This window comes from Frigoribacterium faeni (assembly GCF_011761235.1).
In the GTDB taxonomy this organism is placed as follows: domain Bacteria; phylum Actinomycetota; class Actinomycetes; order Actinomycetales; family Microbacteriaceae; genus Frigoribacterium; species Frigoribacterium faeni_A.
The window spans coordinates 1-15,947 of record NZ_JAAOYW010000003.1; the positions used below are offsets into that span (position 1 = coordinate 1).

Consider the following 15,947-nt stretch of genomic DNA (forward strand, 5'->3'; position numbering starts at 1 on the left):
GGCCCCCCCGGCCCCCCCGCCCCGCCCCCCCCCCCCCCGGCCCCGCCCGCCGGGGGGGGGCCCCCCCCCCCCCCCCCGGTGGCCCCCCCCCCCCCCCCCCGGGGGGCCCACCCCCCCCCCACTCCGGGGTGCATGGGGAGAGTGCCGCCCGCCCCGCGCCCCGCATCACGCGATCGTCGTCCGGGCGGGGTCGAGCACCAGCCCGACCCGGGCTCCGGGGCGCAGGCGGGCCCGGTCGGCGGCGGCGAGCGGCAGCTCCGCGACGGCGGACAGCTCGCCCTGGTCGGTGACGACGGTCACGGCCAGCCGCGAGAGCCGTTGTTCGACTCCGACGACGCGCGCCGGGATCGGGGCGGACGCCGCGCCTCCTGCGTGCCCGGCACCTCCTGAGCGCCCGCGCCCTGCACCATCTGGACGCCCGGCGTCGCCTGCGGGCCCGGCACCGCATGCGGGCCCGCCCCCGCCGACGCGCCCGGGAGGCCCGTCGAGCCCCACGAGCGTCACCGCCTCGACCGGCACCGACACCCGCGGCGGGCCGTCCGCGGGGGGCCGCGCCGACGTGACGGCCAGCCCGCCGGGCAGCAGCGCGCGAGCACCGCCCTCCGTCGCCGCCACCTCGAGCGGCCGCCACACGGTGGCCCCGGTGAGCGAGGCCACGTAGGGGGTGTGCGGGTCGGTGAGCACGGCGGTCGGCGTCCCGCGCTGCACGACGACGCCGCCCTCGAGCACGACGACACGGTCGGCCAGCGCGACGGCGTCGACCGGGTCGTGCGTGACGAGCAGGGTCGCCACCGGCACGTCGCGCAGCACGTCGGCGAGGGCGGCACGCAGGGCGGGACGCTGCTCCGCGTCGAGGGCCGCGAGCGGCTCGTCGAGCAGCAGGAGGCGCGGGTCGGCCGCCAGCGCCCGCGCCACGGCCACGCGCTGCGACTGCCCGCCGGAGAGGGCTCCCGGCCGACGGTCGGCCAGGTCGGCGAGGCCCACGCGGCGCAGCTCGTCGAGCGCGCGTCCCCGGGCGGCCCGGGCGGGGACGCCTCGGCTGCGCGGGCCGAAGGCGACGTTCTCGAGCGCGGTGAGGTGGGGGAACAGCCGGTGGTCCTGGAACACCGTGCCGACGCGACGGTCGCGGGCGGGGACGGAGGGCCCGTCGAGCACCTGCCCCGGGAGTGCCCGCCCGTCGCGTGCCCGCCCGTCGAGTCCCCGCCCGTCGAGCACCCGCCCGTCGAGTCCCCGCCCGTCGAGAACCTGCCCGTCCAGCACCTCCCCGTCGACCACGACCCGGCCGCCCGTGAGGGGGAGCAGCCCGGCCAGGGCGGCGAGGGCGGTCGACTTGCCGGCGCCGTTGGGCCCGAGCAGGGCGACGACCTCGCCGGCCGCCACCTCGAGGTCGAGGTCGAGGGCGAACGAGCCGCGCTCGAGGCGCAGGCAGGCGGAGAGCCCGCCGCCGCTCACCGCACCCCCGTCGTCAGCCACCGGTCGCGCAGCAGCAGGAGCACGCCGACCCCCACCGCGAGCAGCAGCAGCGAGAGGGCGACGGCGCTGTCCGGGTCGCTCTGCTGGGCCAGGTAGACGCTGGTCGGCAGGGTCTGGGTGCGGCCCGGGAACGTCCCGGCGAAGGTGATCGTGGCCCCGAACTCGCCGAGGGCCCGGGCGAAGCAGAGCACGGCCCCGGCGGCGACGCCCGGCGCGACGAGGGGCAGCGTGACGCGTCGGAACGCGTACCAGCGCGACGCCCCGAGCGAGGCGGCGGCCTCGTCGAGCCCGCGGTCGACGCCGCGCAGCGCGCCCTCGACGCTCAGCACGAGGAAGGGCATGGCGACGAACGTCTGGGCGATCACGACGGCGGCGAGGGTGAACGGGATCGTCACGCCGAACACGGCGTCGAGGGGGCGGCCGAGCAGCCCGGTGCGCCCGAGCAGGTAGAGCAGGGCGATGCCCCCGACCACGGGCGGCAGCACGAGCGGCACCGTGACGACCGCGCGCAGCAGGCGGCGCCAGGCCCGGGGCCACGCGTCGCTCGCCGTCAGCAGCCAGGCGAGCGGCACGCCGAGCAACAGGCTGAGGGCGGTGGCGAGCACGGCGCTCGTGAGCGACACGCGCAGGGCGTCGAGCACGGCCTCGCTCGCGAGCCGGGACCCGAGCGTCGACCACGGCGCGCGCACGAGCAGCGCGACGGCGGGCAGCACGAGCAGGGCCAGCCCGACGAGCGCGGGCACCAGCACGAGCACGGGGAGGCGCCGGTCGCGCCCGGGGCGCCGGTCGCGTCCCGGGGTCCGGTCGCGTCCTGGGCGCCGGTCTGGTCTCAGGCGCCGGTCGGGGAGGGCAGCCACGGCGGCGTCAGCCGACCGTGAAGCCGGCGTCGGCGAGCACGGAGCGGCCGTCGGCCGAGAGCACGGAGGCGACGAAGGCGTCGGCGAGGGCGGGGTCCGCAGAGTCGCGCAGGCGGGCGGCCTCGTAGGCGGTCGTGGGGGCGTCGTCGCCGCCGATCTCGACGCCCTGCACGGCGTCGCCGGCGGCCACCACGTCGGTGCGGTAGACGAGGGCGGCGTCGACCTCGCCCAGCTCGACCTTCGTCAGCGCGCTCTTGACGTCGGGCTCCAGCGTCGCCGGCACGACCGAGACGCCCGCCGCCTCGAGCACCTGCACGGCGAGGGCGCCGCACGGCACCTCGGGGGCGCACAGGGCCACCGAGACGTCGGGCGACGCGAGGTCGGCGAGCGACCCGACGCCGCCGGGGTCGCCCGCGGGCACGGCGATCTGCAGCGAGTTCCGGGCGAAGGTCACGGGCTCGCCCTCGACGAGGTCGGCGTCGGCGACCGTCCGCATCGTGGCGGAGCTCGCGCTGAGGAACGCGTCCACCGGCGACCCGGCGACGACCTGCTGGGCGAGGGCGGAGCTGCCGCCGTAGCTCACGGTGACCTCGGCACCGGGGGTGCGGGCCTCGAAGGCGTCGACGATCTCGTCGAGGGGGCCGGTCAGCGAGGCGGCCGCGAGCACCGTGATGCTCCCCGTCGGAGCCGGGTCGCCGGTCGCACCGCCCGCGGCGCCGGGCGCGCCGTCGGCGGCGGAGCAGCCCGTGAGCAGCAGCCCCAGCGCGGCGAGCGTCGCGAGCGCACCTCCGCGTCGCGCGCCCGCCCGGCGACCCGACGACCCGGACGGAGCCGAGGAGGCGCGGGTGCGGGACGCGCCCGTCATCGGTCGTCCTCCCCGGCCGTGGTCCGCTCGCCCTGGGGCCCGAGCGTGACGCTGACGTTCGTCGCCTTGGCGCTCGCGACGACGGGGCTGCCGACCTCGAGGCCCAGCTCGTCGGCGGCCTCGCGGCTGATGAGCGACACGACCCGGAACGGGCCGGCCTGCACGTCGACCTGGGCCATGACGGTGTCGCGGACGATCGCGGTGACGATGCCCGAGAACCGGTTGCGCTCGCTGACCGACCCCGCGCCGGCCGACCCCGCGCCGGTCGACCCTGCCGCGCCCGCCTGTTCGCGCGCCACCCGGGCGAGCTCCGACCCGACGACGGCGAGGCGCCCGCCCGGCCCGGGCACGAGGCCCAGTCGCCCGGCGTCGGCCCAGCGGCGGACGGTGTCGTCGGAGACGCCGACGAGGGCGGCGGCCTCGCTCACGCGGTAGAGGGTCTCGGTCATGTCGCGAGCGTACCGTCACTCCGCACCTGCGGCGTCAACCGCCGTCCGGCACCGCTCGTGCGGGTCGGCGCGCCACGATCTGCCGCAGCCTGCGGGCGTCGGCGACGACCGTCCCGGCCAGCCGGTCCGACCACCCCGGCCCGGCGCGCAGGATCGACACGAGCAGGATCACCAGCACCGCGGCCGCCAACGACGACTTCTGCAGCGCCATGTACGGCTCGAGCTGTCGGACGAGCAACGCGAGGGGGATCGCGAGCCACTCCCACCGCCCGGTGAGGGCGACGAAGGGCACGAGCAGCAGCGCGTACCAGGGGTACCGAGGGCTGACGGCGACGAGCACGACGCCGATCATCACGAGCTGGCCGAGCCACGGGCTGTCCGGCGGGGTCTTCACCCAGACGAGCGCGGCCGTCACCGCGAGCAGCAGGGCGACGACGGGGGTCGTCCAGGCGTCGGGCAGGAACGCCGACATGAAGACGAACCGCGAGCCGTCCTCGTAGCCCTCCTCGGTCAGGTAGCCGGGCAGGTACCCGAGCACCTGCCACCCGGTGGTGGCGACGTACGGCACGTAGAGCAGCGCGAACGTGACGATCGACGCGACGACGACCTTGGCCGGCTGGCGGCGCAGCAGGGCAGGGGCGGCGATCGCCGGGATGAGCTTCGTCGCGACCGCGACGCCGAGCGCGACGCCGCCGCGCCAGCGCCGCCCGGTCGCGACGAGCAGCGTGGCGGCGACGACGAGCACGGCCCCGAGCAGGTCGACGTGCGAGTTGGTGATCCCCTCGCCGACGACGAGCGGGCACCAGCCCCAGAGGGCCGCCCAGCGCGGGTCGAGGCCGCGGCGGCGCAGGGTGACGACGAGCGCGACGGTCGTGCCGAGCACGAGCAGCGCGCCCGCGAGCTGCAGCGGGAAGAACCCCACCTCGGGCCCGACGAGGGCGCGCACGCCCCAGAAGTACAGCTCGGCGGCCGGCGGGTAGATCGTCGGCACCTCGGGCCGGTTGATGGCCGTGCACACGACGTCGCCGGTCTCGGTGTCGTAGGCGCGGTGGATCTGCCGGTCGGGCTGGCTGCACCGCTCGCCGATCGTGCCGTCGTCCCGGGTGAAGGGGGCCGCCTCCGGGAAGATCCAGTCGGGACGCAGGTCGCGCAGCTCGCCCGAGTCGGGCGTGTAGGCGTAGGGCGACACGCCCTCGACCTGCACGATGCCGTCCCAGGCGTACCGCGCCGGGTCGGTGCTCGTGTTCGGGTCGCCGAGCAGGCCGGCCCCGCCCACCAGCGCCGTGCCCGCGAGCACCAGCGCCGTGGCCGCCCGGGCGGGCACGCGACGCAGCAGCAGGACGGCCACGACGAACACCGCCCAGCACACCGCGGACCACACCACGTAGGAGGCGCGCAGCTCCTCCCGCAAGAACGGCAGCTCGAGCACGCCCCACGCCACGGACGCCGCCAATCCGGTGACGGCGACGGCCGCGAATAGAGTACGCACCTGTCCAGTCTGGTCGACGCCGGCCTGGGAGTCCGCGACCACGCACGGCCGACCGAGATGAAGTCCCATGAGACGCCTGCTCCTCACCCTCCGCACCGCGGCGTCCTCGCCGGTGCGGAACGCGCGCTCGGCGACCGTGCTCGGGCGCCTGCTCGGGCTCGCGTTCCTGGTCTGCCTGCTCACCGGCCTGTACAGCCACGTGCTGCAGGAGCCCGCCTCGTGGATGCGGTTCCCCACCTCGCCGGTCTGGCTGTACCAGGTCACGCAGGGCGTGCACATCACGGCCGGCATCGCGGCGATCCCGCTGCTGCTCGGCAAGCTGCACGCCGTGTTCCCGCAGCTGTTCCAGACCCCTCCGGTCCGGCACCCGGTGCAGGTGCTCGAGCGCGCCTCCATCGCCCTGTTCGTGGCGACCTCGGTGCTGCAGCTCGTGACCGGCCTGCTGAACACGTACCAGTGGTACCCGTGGCCGTTCCCGTTCAAGCAGGTGCACTTCGCCCTGTCGTTCGTCATCATCGGCTCGCTCGCGGTGCACATCGCGGTGAAGCTGCCCCTGATCCAGCGCTACTGGCGGGCCCACGACAGCTACGACGCCGACGGCCGGTTCGTCGAGCCGTCCGGCGAGCTCGACCCGGCCCGGGCCGAGCACCAGGCCGTCCGCGAGCTCGCCCTGCTGCGCCGCGACGAGCCGCAGCCCCGCGGCCTGGTCGGCCGCGTCACGCGCTGGATCGACGACGCCCGCGAGCCCGAGCGCGAGCCGGCGCGGTCCCGCGTCACCCGGCGCGGCTTCTTCGGCGCGGTGGGCGTCTCGACCGTCGGCGTCGTGGCGCTCACCGCCGGCCAGTCGTTCACGCCGCTGCAGCCGCTCAACGCCTTCGGCCCGCGGCAGCGCGGCCTCGGCCCGAACGATCTGCCGATCAACCGCACCGCCGCCGCGGCCAAGGTGCTCGAGACCGCCATGGACCCCGACTGGACCCTGACGATCGCGCACGGCGAGCGCTCGATGGCACTGAGCGCCGACGACCTCGAGGCGATGACGCAGGGCGACGAGCGCCTCCCCATCTCGTGCGTCGAGGGCTGGAGCCAGACCGCGCACTGGCGGGGCGTCCGCCTCGTCGAGCTGATGGCGCTCGTGGGCGCGCCGGCCGACCGGTCGCTGCGCGTCACCAGCCTCGAGGAGAAGGGCGGCTACCGCGTCATGCTGATGGGCCCCGAGTACGCCACCGACCCGGCCACCCTCGTCGCGCTCGAGGTGAACGGCAGCCGGCTCGACATCGAGCACGGGTACCCTGCCCGGATCATCGCCCCCGGGCGGCCCGGGGTGCTGCAGACCAAGTGGCTCAGCCTGATCGAGGTGATCTGATGACCCGCTCGTCGGCCGTCCCCGCCGTCCCCGCCGTCCCCGCCTCCACCGGCCGCGGCGTCCGCGCCGCTCGGGCCGTGCTGCTCGTCGTGGGCGTGGCCCTGATCGGCGTCGGCGGCTGGGTGCTGACCGACACCGTGTCGCCCACCCGCTACGGCGGCCTCCTCGTGTGGCTGATCGGCGCCGTCCTCGCGCACGACGCGGTCATCGCCCCCGTCGTGGCCGGCGTGGCCCTGCTCGTCGGGCGCACCGGTCGTCGCGTGCGGCCCGCCGTGATCGCCATCGTGCAGGTCGGCGTCGTCGTCGGCGTGGTGCTGTCGCTGATCGTCGTGCCCGAGATCGTCGCGAAGGCGCGCGGGCCGAAGAACGACACCGTGCTGCCCTTCGACTACGGCGCACGCCTCGGCGTGGCCTGGCTCGTCGTGGCCGCGCTCACCGCGCTCGCCGTGGCCGGCTGGGTCGTGCTGGCCCGGCGCCGCGAGGCGCGCCGCTCGGCCTGACACCGCGGGCCCGGCACGGGACGCCGCCGTCGCGACGTCCCCAGGCGGAGGCGCGGGTCAGGCCGCGCGGACGAGCCGGCAGAACGTGCGGCGCCCCACCGACCAGGTCTGCGAGACGCGCAGCCCGGCGGCCGCGGCGTGCCGGCCGAGCGCCTCGCGGCCGACCTCGGCCCACGGGAACGACGCGCTCGCGCGGCCCTGCTCGTCGACCACGTGGGCGTCGTAGGCGACGTCGACCGACGCGTCCGGAGCGGTCTCGACGACGACCGACCCGGACGGGGCGACCGCCGAGGAGGCGCGGGCCACCAGGGCGGTCGGGTCGCCTCCGATGCCGATGTTGCCGTCGAGCAGCAGGGCGACGTCCCACGTGCCCTCGCCGGGCAGCGCGTCGAAGACCGAGCCGGCGACGACGGGCAGCCCCGCGTCGACGGCCATGGCGACGGCGGTGACGCTGACGTCGACGCCGAGGGCGTCCAGGCCGCGGTCGACCGCGGCGCGCACCATGCGCGCGGGGCCGCAGCCGATGTCGAGCACCGACGAGGCGTCGAGGATGGTGCTGAGGTCGGCGGCGTCGGCGCCGCGGCTCCACCGGGCGACGTCGAAGGCGTCGTCGGCGAACGGCTCGGCGTCGGGCTGCGAGCGCCCGGGGGAGCGGACGAGCTGGAGGCGCCCCTCGCGGCGGAGGGCGCGGGCGTACGGCTCCGCGCCTCCTGCGCCGAAGGCGGGTCGGGGGTCGGCGGTGAGCGTCATGAGAGGGTCTCCTCGGTGGGGTGCCGGGAGGCGTCGGGCTCGCCTGCGAGGTCGTGGTCGTGGTCTGCGTCGAACCGGGCGAGGGCCCGGGCGAAGCGGCTGTGGGGGGCGGCCGCGGCGGCGAGGCGGGCGTCGTCGATGGTGTCGACGTCGACCAGCTCGGGCAGGGTGCGCACGCGCAGCCCCGCCTCGGCGAGCCGACGGAGCTGGTGGGCGCCCGTGTCGTCGCGCGACATGGGCACGCCGCGCAGCAGGTCGCCGGTGGGACGCTCGAGCCCGAGGGCCCAGAAGCCGCCGTCGTTGGCGGGGCCGAACCACGCGTCGACGTCGTCGGCCGGGTCGTCGAACGCGGGGGCGAGGTCGGCGACGGTGAGCTGGGGGGTGTCCATGCCGACGAGCACGGTCCGGCCGTCGACCTCGTCGAAGAGGGCGCCGAGCCGTGCGTCGAGGCCGCCGCCGATCTGGTGGATCACATCGAAGTCTTCGGAGCCGGACGGCGTTCGGTTGCCGTCGAAGAGCAGGACGCGCCGGGTCGCGGGCAGCCGGCGCACCACGTCGAGGGTGTCCTGGATCGCCGCCGCGGCGACGTCGGCGGCCTGCTCGAGGCTGAGGGGAGGGTGCAGGCGGGTCTTGACCTTGCCGGGCAGCGTCTCTTTGCAGATCACCACGACCGTCGTCATCGTCCGGCCTCCCGCAGCAGCCGGGACATGTCGCCGACGGCCCGCGCGGTGCCCCGGATCGTGCCGGTCACCTTGCTGCGGCCCACGCGCGGCGCGTACGGCACGTCGAGCTCGCGGATGCGCCAGCCCGCCTCGGAGGCGCGCAGCACCATCTCGAGCGGGTAGCCGCTGCGGCGGTCGGCGAGCCCCAGGCCGAGCAGGCCCTCGCGGCTGGCGACGCGCATGGGGCCCAGGTCGTGCAGGGCGACGCCGGAGGCGCGGCGCATGAGGTGGGCGAGCACCCGGTTCGCGACCCGGGCGTGGAAGGGCCAGGCGCCGCGCGTCGTCGGTCGGCGACGGCCGAGCACGAGCTCGGCCTCGCCCGCGAGCACGGGGGCGGCGAGCAGGGGCAGGTCGGCCGGGTCCATCGACGCGTCGGCGTCGCAGAACGCGACGAACGGGGCGGTGGCGGCCTCGAGACCGGCGTGGGCCGCCGCGCCGAAGCCGCGCCGCGCCTCCTCGACCACCAGGGCGCCGTGGTCGCGCGCCACCTGCGCGGAGTCGTCGGTGGAGCCGTTGTCGACGACGATCGCGCGCCACCCCTCGGGCAGGCGCCCGAGCACCCAGGGCAGCGCCCCCTCCTCGTCGAGGCAGGGCAGCACGACGTCGACGGTGGGGATGCTCATCCTCCCGACCCTACGGACGCCGCCTAAGAGGGGGCCGAGCCGGCCCCGGACTGGGGGTCGTGCGGCGTCCGTGCAGCCGGTCCGGGCCGGTCCGGGCGGGTCCGTCGGGGACGGGCCGTGTCGACGGACCGTCGACGACGGACCCGCCCGTGCCGCCCGCGGGTCGCTAGCCGGCGACGGCCGCCCGCAGCGGCGCGGTGGCGAACTCGCGCATGCCCGCCTCGAACGACACCGCCGGGGCCCAGCCGAGCTCGTCGCGCAGCCGCGCCGACGACGCGGTGACGTGCCGCACGTCGCCCGCGCGGTACTGGCCGGTGACGACGGGCGCGGGCCCGCCGGCCTCGCGGGCCAGCGCCTCCGCCATCTCGCCGATGGTGTGCACGGTGCCGCTGCCGACGTTGAAGGCCCGGAACGCGTCGGGTTCCTGCCCGGCGGTCCAGTCGAGCGCCGCGAGGTTCGCCGAGGCGACGTCGCGCACGTGGACGAAGTCGCGCCGCTGGGCGCCGTCCTCGTAGACGCGGGGAGCCTCGCCGCGCTCGAGCGCCGAGCGGAACAGCGACGCGACCCCGGCGTACGGGGTGTTCTGCGGCATGCCCGGGCCGTAGACGTTGTGGTACCGCAGGGCGGCGGCGCGGCCGCCGGTGCTGCGGGCCCACGAGGTCGCGAGGTGCTCCTGCGTCAGCTTGGTGATCGCGTAGACGTTGCGGGGGTCGAGCGGGGCGTCCTCGGCGATGAGCTGCGGCTCGAGCAGCTCGCCGTGGGCGTCGCGCGGGTCGAAGACCCCGGCGTCGAGGTCGGCGATGCGCCGCGGGGCGGGGCGCTCGGTCTCGCCCCGGCTCGTGCGGTAGCTGCCCTCGCCGTAGACGACCATCGACGACGCCACGACGAGCCGGTCGACGCCGGCCCTGTCCATGGCGGCGAGCAGCACGGCGGTGCCGTGCTCGTTGCTGTCGACGTAGTCGGGGGCGTCCTGGAAGTCGACGCCGAGGCCGACCTTCGCCGCCTGGTGGCAGACCGCGTCGACGCCGACGAGCGCCGCGTCGACGACGGTCGCGTCGCGCACGTCGCCGTGCACGAAGTCGACCCGAGGGTCGAGCGTCGGCGGGCCCCCGTGCACGTCGGGGCGCAGCGAGTCGAGCACGCGCACCGACCAGCCCCGGTCGAGCGCCTGCTCGACGATCGCCGAGCCGATGAAGCCGGCCCCGCCGGTCACGAGCAGCAGGCCCGGGGACGAGGAGGCGCCGGTCGCGTCGCCCACGCCGGTCACGCCGTCGCCGACCGCACGGGACGCGCGAGCACCGCCGCCGTCGCCGACGCGGGCACCAGCTCGCGGGGCGCGTAGTCGTCGGGCAGGCCCGCGACGATGGCCTCGATCGCGGCGACTATGCGGGGCTGGGCCGCCGCGAGGCGGTCCATGACGAGCTGGTGGCTGACCGCGTCGTCGTCGTCGCCCTCCTCGGGCGCGAGGCCGGCGTCGCTGTCGGTGACGAACGAGATGTTGACCGCGCCCATGCCGAGCTCGAGGGTGAGGGGCACCTCCGGGTACATCGTCATGTTGATCGTGTGCGCACCGGCGGCGCGGAACCACAGCGACTCGGCGCGGGTCGAGAAGCGCGGGCCCTGGATGACGACGCAGGTGCCGGTCGCGGCGAACGGCTCGCCCTGCGCCTCGAGGGCCGAGACGGCGGCGGCGCGCAGCACCGGGTCGAACGGGTCGGCGGCGACGAGATGCTGCACCGAGCCCTCCTCGTCGAAGAAGGTGTCGGGCCGGCCCCACGTGCGGTCGATGAACTGGTCGGTGACGACCATCGTGCCCGGCGGGTACTCGGGGCTGACGCCGCCGACGGCCGACGACGATACGACGGCCCTCGCGCCGAGCGACGCGAGCGCCCAGACGTTCGCCCGGAAGTCGATGCGGTGCGGCGGCACCGAGTGGCCCTTGCCGTGCCGGGTGAGGAACGCCACGGTCCTGCCGCCCATCTCGCCGACGGTCACCTCGCTCGAGGTCGGCCCGTAGGGCGTCTCGACGACGTGGCTCGTCGCCGTGCCGGGCGCGAAGAGCGAGTACAGGCCGGAGCCGCCGATGACGGCGACCTCGACGCGGGGGAGGCCGGGGGACGAGGAGGAGGTGGTGTCGGTCACGCTCGCTACGCTAGCGACGACCGCCGTGAGAGGAACCCGTGCGCACAGTCGAGCAGCACCAGAGCACCGTCCGGGCCCTGGTGGAGGAGGCGCTCGCGAGGCGCCCTGTGGAGTCGCTGCCGGTCGACCCGGCCCGCATCGCGGCCGAGCCCGAGCGGCACCGCCGCCGCGTGCTCGCCGCCGACGTCGTCGCCCCGCTCGACCTGCCGCCCTTCGCCAACTCGCAGATGGACGGCTACGCGGTCACGGCCGCCGACGCCGCCCGCGACGCCGACGTCGACCTGCTGGTCGTCGACCCCGTCCCCGCCGGGCGCGTCGGGCCCCCGCTCCGCCCCGGCACGGCCGCGCCGATCATGACGGGCGCCGCGGTGCCCGAGGGCGCCGTCGCGGTCGTGCCGATCGAGCAGGCCGACCCCGCGACGTTCCCCGCCGCGGGCAGCACCGCCCGGGTCGTGCTCCGGGGCCCCGTCGCCGAGGGCGCCTTCGTGCGGGCCGTCGGCAGCGACGTCGCCGCGGGCAGCGTCCTCCTCGCCGCCGGCACGGTGCTGACCCCGGCGCGCCTCGGCGTGCTGGCCGCCTCGGGGCTCGCGAGCGTCCCGGTCGTCCGCCGCCCGCGCCTCCTGCTGGTCTCGACGGGAGAAGAGCTGGCCGCGCCCGGCGAGCCGCTCGCGCCCGGCACGATCCACGACGCGAACGGCGCCGGCCTCGCCGCCGCGCTGGTCGACGTCGGCGTCGACGTCGTCGTCGAGCGCGTCCCGGACGACGCCGACGCCCTGCTCGCCGTCGTCGCCCGGCACGCCGACGGGGTCGACCTCGTGCTCACCACCGGCGGGGTCAGCGCCGGCGCCTACGAGGTGGTGCGCGACGCCTTCGAGGCCGCCGGCGTCGTCTTCGGGCACGTCGCCATGCAGCCCGGGGGGCCGCAGGGCTGGGGCACGCTCACCGTGCACGACCGGGCCCTGCCCGTCGTGTGCTTCCCCGGCAACCCGGTCAGCGCCCTGGTCTCGTTCGAGGCGTTCCTCCGCCCGGTGCTGCACGACGCCACGGGCGTCGGCGCCCCGCGGCGGCGGCGCACCGCCGTGATGGGCGAGGCGGCCGACTCGCCCGTCGGCAAGCACCAGCTGCGCCGCGGCCGGATCGACGTCGACGGCCGCGTCGTCCTCGTCGGCGGGCCGAGCTCGCACCTGCTCGCGGCGCACGCCGCCGCCACCGTCCTCGTGCACGTGCCGGTCGGCGTCGACCGGCTCGACGAGGGCGACGAGGTCGTAGTGTGGTCGCTCGATGAGTGACGACGTGCACCCCGCCCCGGCCGCGTCGACCGGGCAGCAGCCCGACGGCGGCCTCACCCACGTCCGCCCCGACGGCAGCGCCCACATGGTCGACGTCACGGGCAAGCCCGAGACCCGCCGCGAGGCCGCCGCCCAGGCCGTGCTCACGACCCGTGCCGACGTCGTCGCCCGGCTCGTCGACGGCACCCTGCCCAAGGGCGAGGCGCTCGGCACCGCGCGCGTCGCGGGCATCATGGCGGCCAAGCAGACGCCCGCCCTCATCCCGCTCTGCCACCCCCTCCCGCTCGGGGCGATCACGGTCGACTTCGAGGCCGACGAGTCGTCGGTCACCGTCGTCGCCCGCGTGCGCACCCGGGGCGTCACCGGCGTCGAGATGGAGGCGCTGACCGCCGCGACCGTCGCCGCCCTCACCCTCTTCGACATGGTCAAGGCCGTCGACCACCTCGCCGTCATCGGCGACGTCAAGGTGCTCGAGAAGAGCGGCGGCAAGTCCGGGGACTGGTCGCGGTGACGACGCCGGCCGATCCCGCCGACCCGGCCCGCGCCTCCTCGGGGGCCGTCCGTCGCGGGGTCGTCGTCGTCGCGTCGACCCGGGCCGCGGCCGGCACCGCCCCCGACCTCACCGGCCCCGTCATCCGCGACTGGTTCGCCGCCCGCGGCTGGCAGGCCGACGAGCCCGTCGTCGTCGCCGACGGCGAGGCCGTGGGCGCGGCGCTCGCCGCGGCCCTCGAGCAGGGCGTCGACGCCGTCGTCACCACCGGCGGCACCGGCGTCTCGCCCACCGACCGCACCCCCGAGCAGACCGCGCCCCTGCTCGACCGCGAGATCCCGGGCATCGCCGAAGAGCTGAGGAGGCGCGGCACCGCCGCCACCCCCACGGCCGTGCTCTCGAGGGGGCTGGCGGGCGTCGCCGGCCGCACCGTCGTCGTCAACCTGCCCGGGTCGCGCGGGGGAGTGCGCGACGGGCTCGCCGTGCTCGACCCGCTGCTCGACCACCTGCTCGACCAGCTCTCCGGAGGCGCCCATGACTGACCCCGACTCCGTCGCCCCCGCCGCGGGCCCCAGCGGACGCGTGCTGCTCGCCGAGGTGGTCGACGTGCCCCTCTCGACGGCGGAGTGCGGCGTGATCGTGTCGAGCCGGGCCTCCGGGGCCGTCGTGACGTTCGAGGGCGTCGTCCGCGACCACGACGAGGGGCGCGACGTGGCGGCGCTGCACTACGAGCGGCACCCGTCGGCCGGCGACGTGATGCGCGAGGTCGCCGAGCAGATCGCGGCCGAGCACCCGGCCGTCACCGTCGCGGTGCAGCACCGCGTCGGCGACCTCGAGATCGGCGACGTGGCCCTGGCCTGTGCCGTCGCGTCGGCCCACCGCGCCGAGGCGTTCGCCGCCTGCTCGGCCCTGGTCGACCTCGTCAAGGAGCGCCTGCCGATCTGGAAGCGCCAGGCGTTCGTCGACGGCACCGACGAGTGGACGGCGTCGCTCGGCTGACGCCCGTCCGGCCGGTCAGGCGGCGTCGCCTACGCTCGTCAGGTGGCACACCTACTAGGCGCAGAATCCCTCAAGCTCGAATTCCCGACCAAGGTCGTCCTCGACGGGGTGACGCTCGGCATCGACGAGGGCTCCCGCATCGGGGTCGTCGGCCGCAACGGCGACGGCAAGTCGACGCTGATGTCGGTGCTCGCCGGTCGCCTCGAGCCCGACGAGGGCCGGGTCACGACCCGCCGCGGGCTGACCATCGGCATGCTCGACCAGCGCGACGTGCTGCCCGACGACGAGACCGTCGGCCGCATGATCGTCGGCGAGCGCGACGAGCACGAGTGGGCGGGCGACGCCCGCATCCGCGACGTCATCTCGGGCCTCGCGACCGACATCCCGTGGGAGGCGCGGCTCGGCGACCTCTCGGGCGGCCAGCGTCGTCGGGTGGCGCTCGCGCGCCTCCTCGTGGGCGACTGGGACGTGCTGTTCCTCGACGAGCCCACCAACCACCTCGACGTCGAGGGCGTGGCCTGGCTGGCCGAGCACCTGCGCCGCCGGTGGTCGCCGTCGTCGGGCGCGCTCGTCGTCGTCACCCACGACCGGTGGTTCCTCGACGAGGTCTCGACCGACACGTGGGAGGTGCACGACGGCATCGTCGAGCCCTTCGAGGGCGGCTACGCGGCCTACGTGCTGCAGCGCGTCGAGCGCGACCGCAGCGCGGCGGCGAGCGAGGCGAAGCGCCAGAACCTCATGAAGAAGGAGCTGGCGTGGCTGCGCCGCGGCGCCCCCGCCCGCACGTCGAAGCCGAAGTTCCGCATCGACGCGGCCAACGAGCTGATCGCCGACGAGCCGCCCGCCCGCGACTCGGTGCAGCTGTCGCAGATGGCGACCGCCCGGCTCGGCAAGGACGTCGTCGACCTCGTCGAGGTCGGCGTCTCGTTCGGCGACAAGCGGGTGCTGCAGGGCGTCGAGTGGCGCATCGCCCCTGGCGAGCGCACCGGCGTGCTGGGCGTCAACGGGGCCGGCAAGTCGACGCTGCTCAAGGTCGTCACGGGCGACGTCCAGCCCACGGAGGGGCGGGTCAAGCAGGGCAAGACGGTCAAGTTCGCGATCCTCGACCAGCAGCTCGCCGACCTGCACGAGGTGGCGAACGAGAAGGTGAACGACCTGATCGGCCGGCAGCGCACCTCCTACGTGACGGCCGGCAAGGAGATGACGCCGGGGCAGCTGCTCGAGCGCCTCGGCTTCACGAGCGCCCAGCTGCAGACGCCGATCAAGGACCTCTCGGGCGGTCAGAAACGGCGCCTGCAGTTCCTGCTGATCCTGCTCAACGAGCCGAACGTGCTCATCCTCGACGAGCCCACGAACGACCTCGACACCGACATGCTCGCCGCGATGGAGGACCTGCTCGACGGCTGGCCCGGCACCCTGCTCGTCGTCTCGCACGACCGGTACCTGCTCGAGCGGGTCACCGACCAGCAGTACGCGGTGCTCGACGGGCGGTTCCGCCACCTGCCGGGCGGGGTCGACCAGTACCTCGCGCTGCGCAAGCAGGCCACGGACACCCAGGGCGGCGCCACCGACCGTCCCACCGCGGTGCAGGGCGCTCAGTCGTCGGTCGCCGCGGCCGCCGCGGCGTCGGGCCTCTCGGGCGCCGAGAAGCGCAACGCCGAGAAGGAGCTGGGCTCGATCGACCGCAAGCTCGCCAAGTCGGCGACCGAGCGGAGCGCGCTGCTCGAGCAGTTCGCGGTCTTCGACCAGTCCGACTTCGACGGCCTCGCCGCCCTCCAGGCGAAGCTCACGGCGCTCGACCACAAGACGGGCGAGCTCGAGGTGCGCTGGCTCGAGCTGAGCGAGCTGCTGGCGTAGCGCTCGTCCGGCGGGGCGCGCCCGCCGAGTGGTCGGGTCCGGTCGCCGGTGAGGCTCGGGTCGACCGGGACCGACCACT

The 15,947-nt window shown here is 76.2% G+C and carries 17 protein-coding genes; 7 read left to right on the forward strand and 10 right to left on the reverse strand.

What is annotated here, in order from left to right:
• Positions 1-165: 165 nt before the first annotated feature.
• The 5 genes from FHR78_RS12100 to FHR78_RS12120 all read right to left on the reverse strand — a co-directional run bounded on the left by FHR78_RS12100 (position 166) and on the right by FHR78_RS12120 (position 5,133).
• Positions 166-1,452 carry an ABC transporter ATP-binding protein gene (locus tag FHR78_RS12100; protein ID WP_347878184.1) on the reverse strand — a complete coding sequence of 429 codons (1,287 nt, stop codon included), beginning with the start codon at positions 1,450-1,452 and terminating at the stop codon, positions 166-168.
• Complete coding sequence (locus tag FHR78_RS12105; protein WP_166760818.1) at positions 1,449-2,228, reverse strand: ABC transporter permease; 780 nt, start codon at positions 2,226-2,228, stop codon at positions 1,449-1,451. Before FHR78_RS12105 ends, FHR78_RS12100 begins: the two co-directional genes overlap by 4 nt.
• A gap of 109 nt (positions 2,229-2,337) precedes the next feature.
• A complete protein-coding gene (gene modA / locus FHR78_RS12110) occupies positions 2,338-3,195 on the reverse strand; it encodes a molybdate ABC transporter substrate-binding protein (RefSeq protein WP_166760819.1) in 858 nt (285 codons plus the stop codon).
• Complete coding sequence (locus tag FHR78_RS12115; RefSeq protein ID WP_166760820.1) at positions 3,192-3,644, reverse strand: TOBE domain-containing protein; 453 nt, start codon at positions 3,642-3,644, stop codon at positions 3,192-3,194. The genes modA and FHR78_RS12115 overlap by 4 nt, the downstream gene beginning before the upstream one ends.
• A 34-nt stretch (positions 3,645-3,678) precedes the next feature.
• The gene (locus FHR78_RS12120) at positions 3,679-5,133 is read right to left on the reverse strand and encodes a glycosyltransferase 87 family protein (protein ID WP_208393205.1); all 1,455 of its coding nucleotides are present in this window, start codon (positions 5,131-5,133) and stop codon (positions 3,679-3,681) included.
• 67 nt (positions 5,134-5,200) lie between these two features.
• Between FHR78_RS12120 and FHR78_RS12125 the strand changes: the two genes are divergently transcribed.
• Both FHR78_RS12125 and FHR78_RS12130 read left to right on the forward strand, forming a co-directional pair.
• Positions 5,201-6,496: a molybdopterin-dependent oxidoreductase gene (locus FHR78_RS12125; protein ID WP_166760822.1), complete on the forward strand. Its 1,296-nt coding sequence runs from the start codon at positions 5,201-5,203 to the stop codon at positions 6,494-6,496.
• Entirely contained in the window at positions 6,496-6,996 is a 501-nt protein-coding gene (locus FHR78_RS12130; protein WP_166760823.1) for a hypothetical protein, read from the forward strand. The genes FHR78_RS12125 and FHR78_RS12130 overlap by 1 nt, the downstream gene beginning before the upstream one ends.
• Before the next feature lie 57 nt (positions 6,997-7,053).
• Here the strand turns inward: FHR78_RS12130 and FHR78_RS12135 are convergent, their stop codons facing one another.
• From FHR78_RS12135 to FHR78_RS12155, 5 genes are all read right to left on the reverse strand, one after another.
• Entirely contained in the window at positions 7,054-7,746 is a 693-nt protein-coding gene (locus tag FHR78_RS12135; RefSeq protein ID WP_166760824.1) for a class I SAM-dependent methyltransferase, read from the reverse strand.
• On the reverse strand, positions 7,743-8,426 hold the full coding sequence (locus tag FHR78_RS12140; RefSeq protein WP_208393206.1) for a TIGR04282 family arsenosugar biosynthesis glycosyltransferase: 684 nt from the start codon (positions 8,424-8,426) through the stop codon (positions 7,743-7,745). Before FHR78_RS12140 ends, FHR78_RS12135 begins: the two co-directional genes overlap by 4 nt.
• Positions 8,423-9,091: a glycosyltransferase family 2 protein gene (locus FHR78_RS12145; RefSeq protein ID WP_166760825.1), complete on the reverse strand. Its 669-nt coding sequence runs from the start codon at positions 9,089-9,091 to the stop codon at positions 8,423-8,425. The genes FHR78_RS12140 and FHR78_RS12145 overlap by 4 nt, the downstream gene beginning before the upstream one ends.
• A gap of 166 nt (positions 9,092-9,257) precedes the next feature.
• Positions 9,258-10,358 carry an NAD-dependent epimerase/dehydratase family protein gene (locus FHR78_RS12150; protein WP_347878185.1) on the reverse strand — a complete coding sequence of 367 codons (1,101 nt, stop codon included), beginning with the start codon at positions 10,356-10,358 and terminating at the stop codon, positions 9,258-9,260.
• Positions 10,355-11,233 (reverse strand): MTAP family purine nucleoside phosphorylase, encoded by an 879-nt coding sequence (locus FHR78_RS12155; protein ID WP_166760826.1) that lies wholly within the window; start codon positions 11,231-11,233, stop codon positions 10,355-10,357. The genes FHR78_RS12150 and FHR78_RS12155 overlap by 4 nt, the downstream gene beginning before the upstream one ends.
• A gap of 38 nt (positions 11,234-11,271) precedes the next feature.
• Between FHR78_RS12155 and FHR78_RS12160 the strand changes: the two genes are divergently transcribed.
• The 5 genes from FHR78_RS12160 to FHR78_RS12180 are packed head-to-tail and all read left to right on the forward strand — an operon-like array spanning position 11,272 to position 15,868.
• Entirely contained in the window at positions 11,272-12,522 is a 1,251-nt protein-coding gene (locus FHR78_RS12160) for a molybdopterin-binding protein (RefSeq protein WP_166760827.1), read from the forward strand.
• Positions 12,515-13,033: a cyclic pyranopterin monophosphate synthase MoaC gene (gene moaC / locus FHR78_RS12165; protein ID WP_166760828.1), complete on the forward strand. Its 519-nt coding sequence runs from the start codon at positions 12,515-12,517 to the stop codon at positions 13,031-13,033. The genes FHR78_RS12160 and moaC overlap by 8 nt, the downstream gene beginning before the upstream one ends.
• Positions 13,030-13,554, forward strand: coding sequence for a MogA/MoaB family molybdenum cofactor biosynthesis protein (locus FHR78_RS12170; protein WP_347878186.1), 525 nt, complete (start codon positions 13,030-13,032; stop codon positions 13,552-13,554). Before moaC ends, FHR78_RS12170 begins: the two co-directional genes overlap by 4 nt.
• Positions 13,547-14,011 (forward strand): molybdenum cofactor biosynthesis protein MoaE, encoded by a 465-nt coding sequence (locus tag FHR78_RS12175; RefSeq protein WP_166760829.1) that lies wholly within the window; start codon positions 13,547-13,549, stop codon positions 14,009-14,011. The genes FHR78_RS12170 and FHR78_RS12175 overlap by 8 nt, the downstream gene beginning before the upstream one ends.
• Positions 14,012-14,053: 42 nt before the next feature.
• The gene (locus tag FHR78_RS12180; RefSeq protein ID WP_166760830.1) at positions 14,054-15,868 is read left to right on the forward strand and encodes an ATP-binding cassette domain-containing protein; all 1,815 of its coding nucleotides are present in this window, start codon (positions 14,054-14,056) and stop codon (positions 15,866-15,868) included.
• The last annotated feature ends 79 nt before the right edge of the window (positions 15,869-15,947 follow it).

Excerpts from the sequence above, each read along its gene's own strand:
- modA (WP_166760819.1), bottom strand. The coding sequence starts at position 3,195 with ATGACGGGCGCGTCCCGCACCCGCGCCTCCTCGGCTCCGTCCGGGTCG.
- FHR78_RS12115 (WP_166760820.1), bottom strand. The coding sequence starts at position 3,644 with ATGACCGAGACCCTCTACCGCGTGAGCGAGGCCGCCGCCCTCGTCGGC.
- FHR78_RS12125 (WP_166760822.1), top strand. The coding sequence starts at position 5,201 with ATGAGACGCCTGCTCCTCACCCTCCGCACCGCGGCGTCCTCGCCGGTG.
- FHR78_RS12130 (WP_166760823.1), top strand. The coding sequence starts at position 6,496 with ATGACCCGCTCGTCGGCCGTCCCCGCCGTCCCCGCCGTCCCCGCCTCC.
- FHR78_RS12135 (WP_166760824.1), bottom strand. The coding sequence starts at position 7,746 with ATGACGCTCACCGCCGACCCCCGACCCGCCTTCGGCGCAGGAGGCGCG.
- FHR78_RS12140 (WP_208393206.1), bottom strand. The coding sequence starts at position 8,426 with ATGACGACGGTCGTGGTGATCTGCAAAGAGACGCTGCCCGGCAAGGTC.
- FHR78_RS12145 (WP_166760825.1), bottom strand. The coding sequence starts at position 9,091 with ATGAGCATCCCCACCGTCGACGTCGTGCTGCCCTGCCTCGACGAGGAG.
- moaC (WP_166760828.1), top strand. The coding sequence starts at position 12,515 with ATGAGTGACGACGTGCACCCCGCCCCGGCCGCGTCGACCGGGCAGCAG.
- FHR78_RS12175 (WP_166760829.1), top strand. The coding sequence starts at position 13,547 with ATGACTGACCCCGACTCCGTCGCCCCCGCCGCGGGCCCCAGCGGACGC.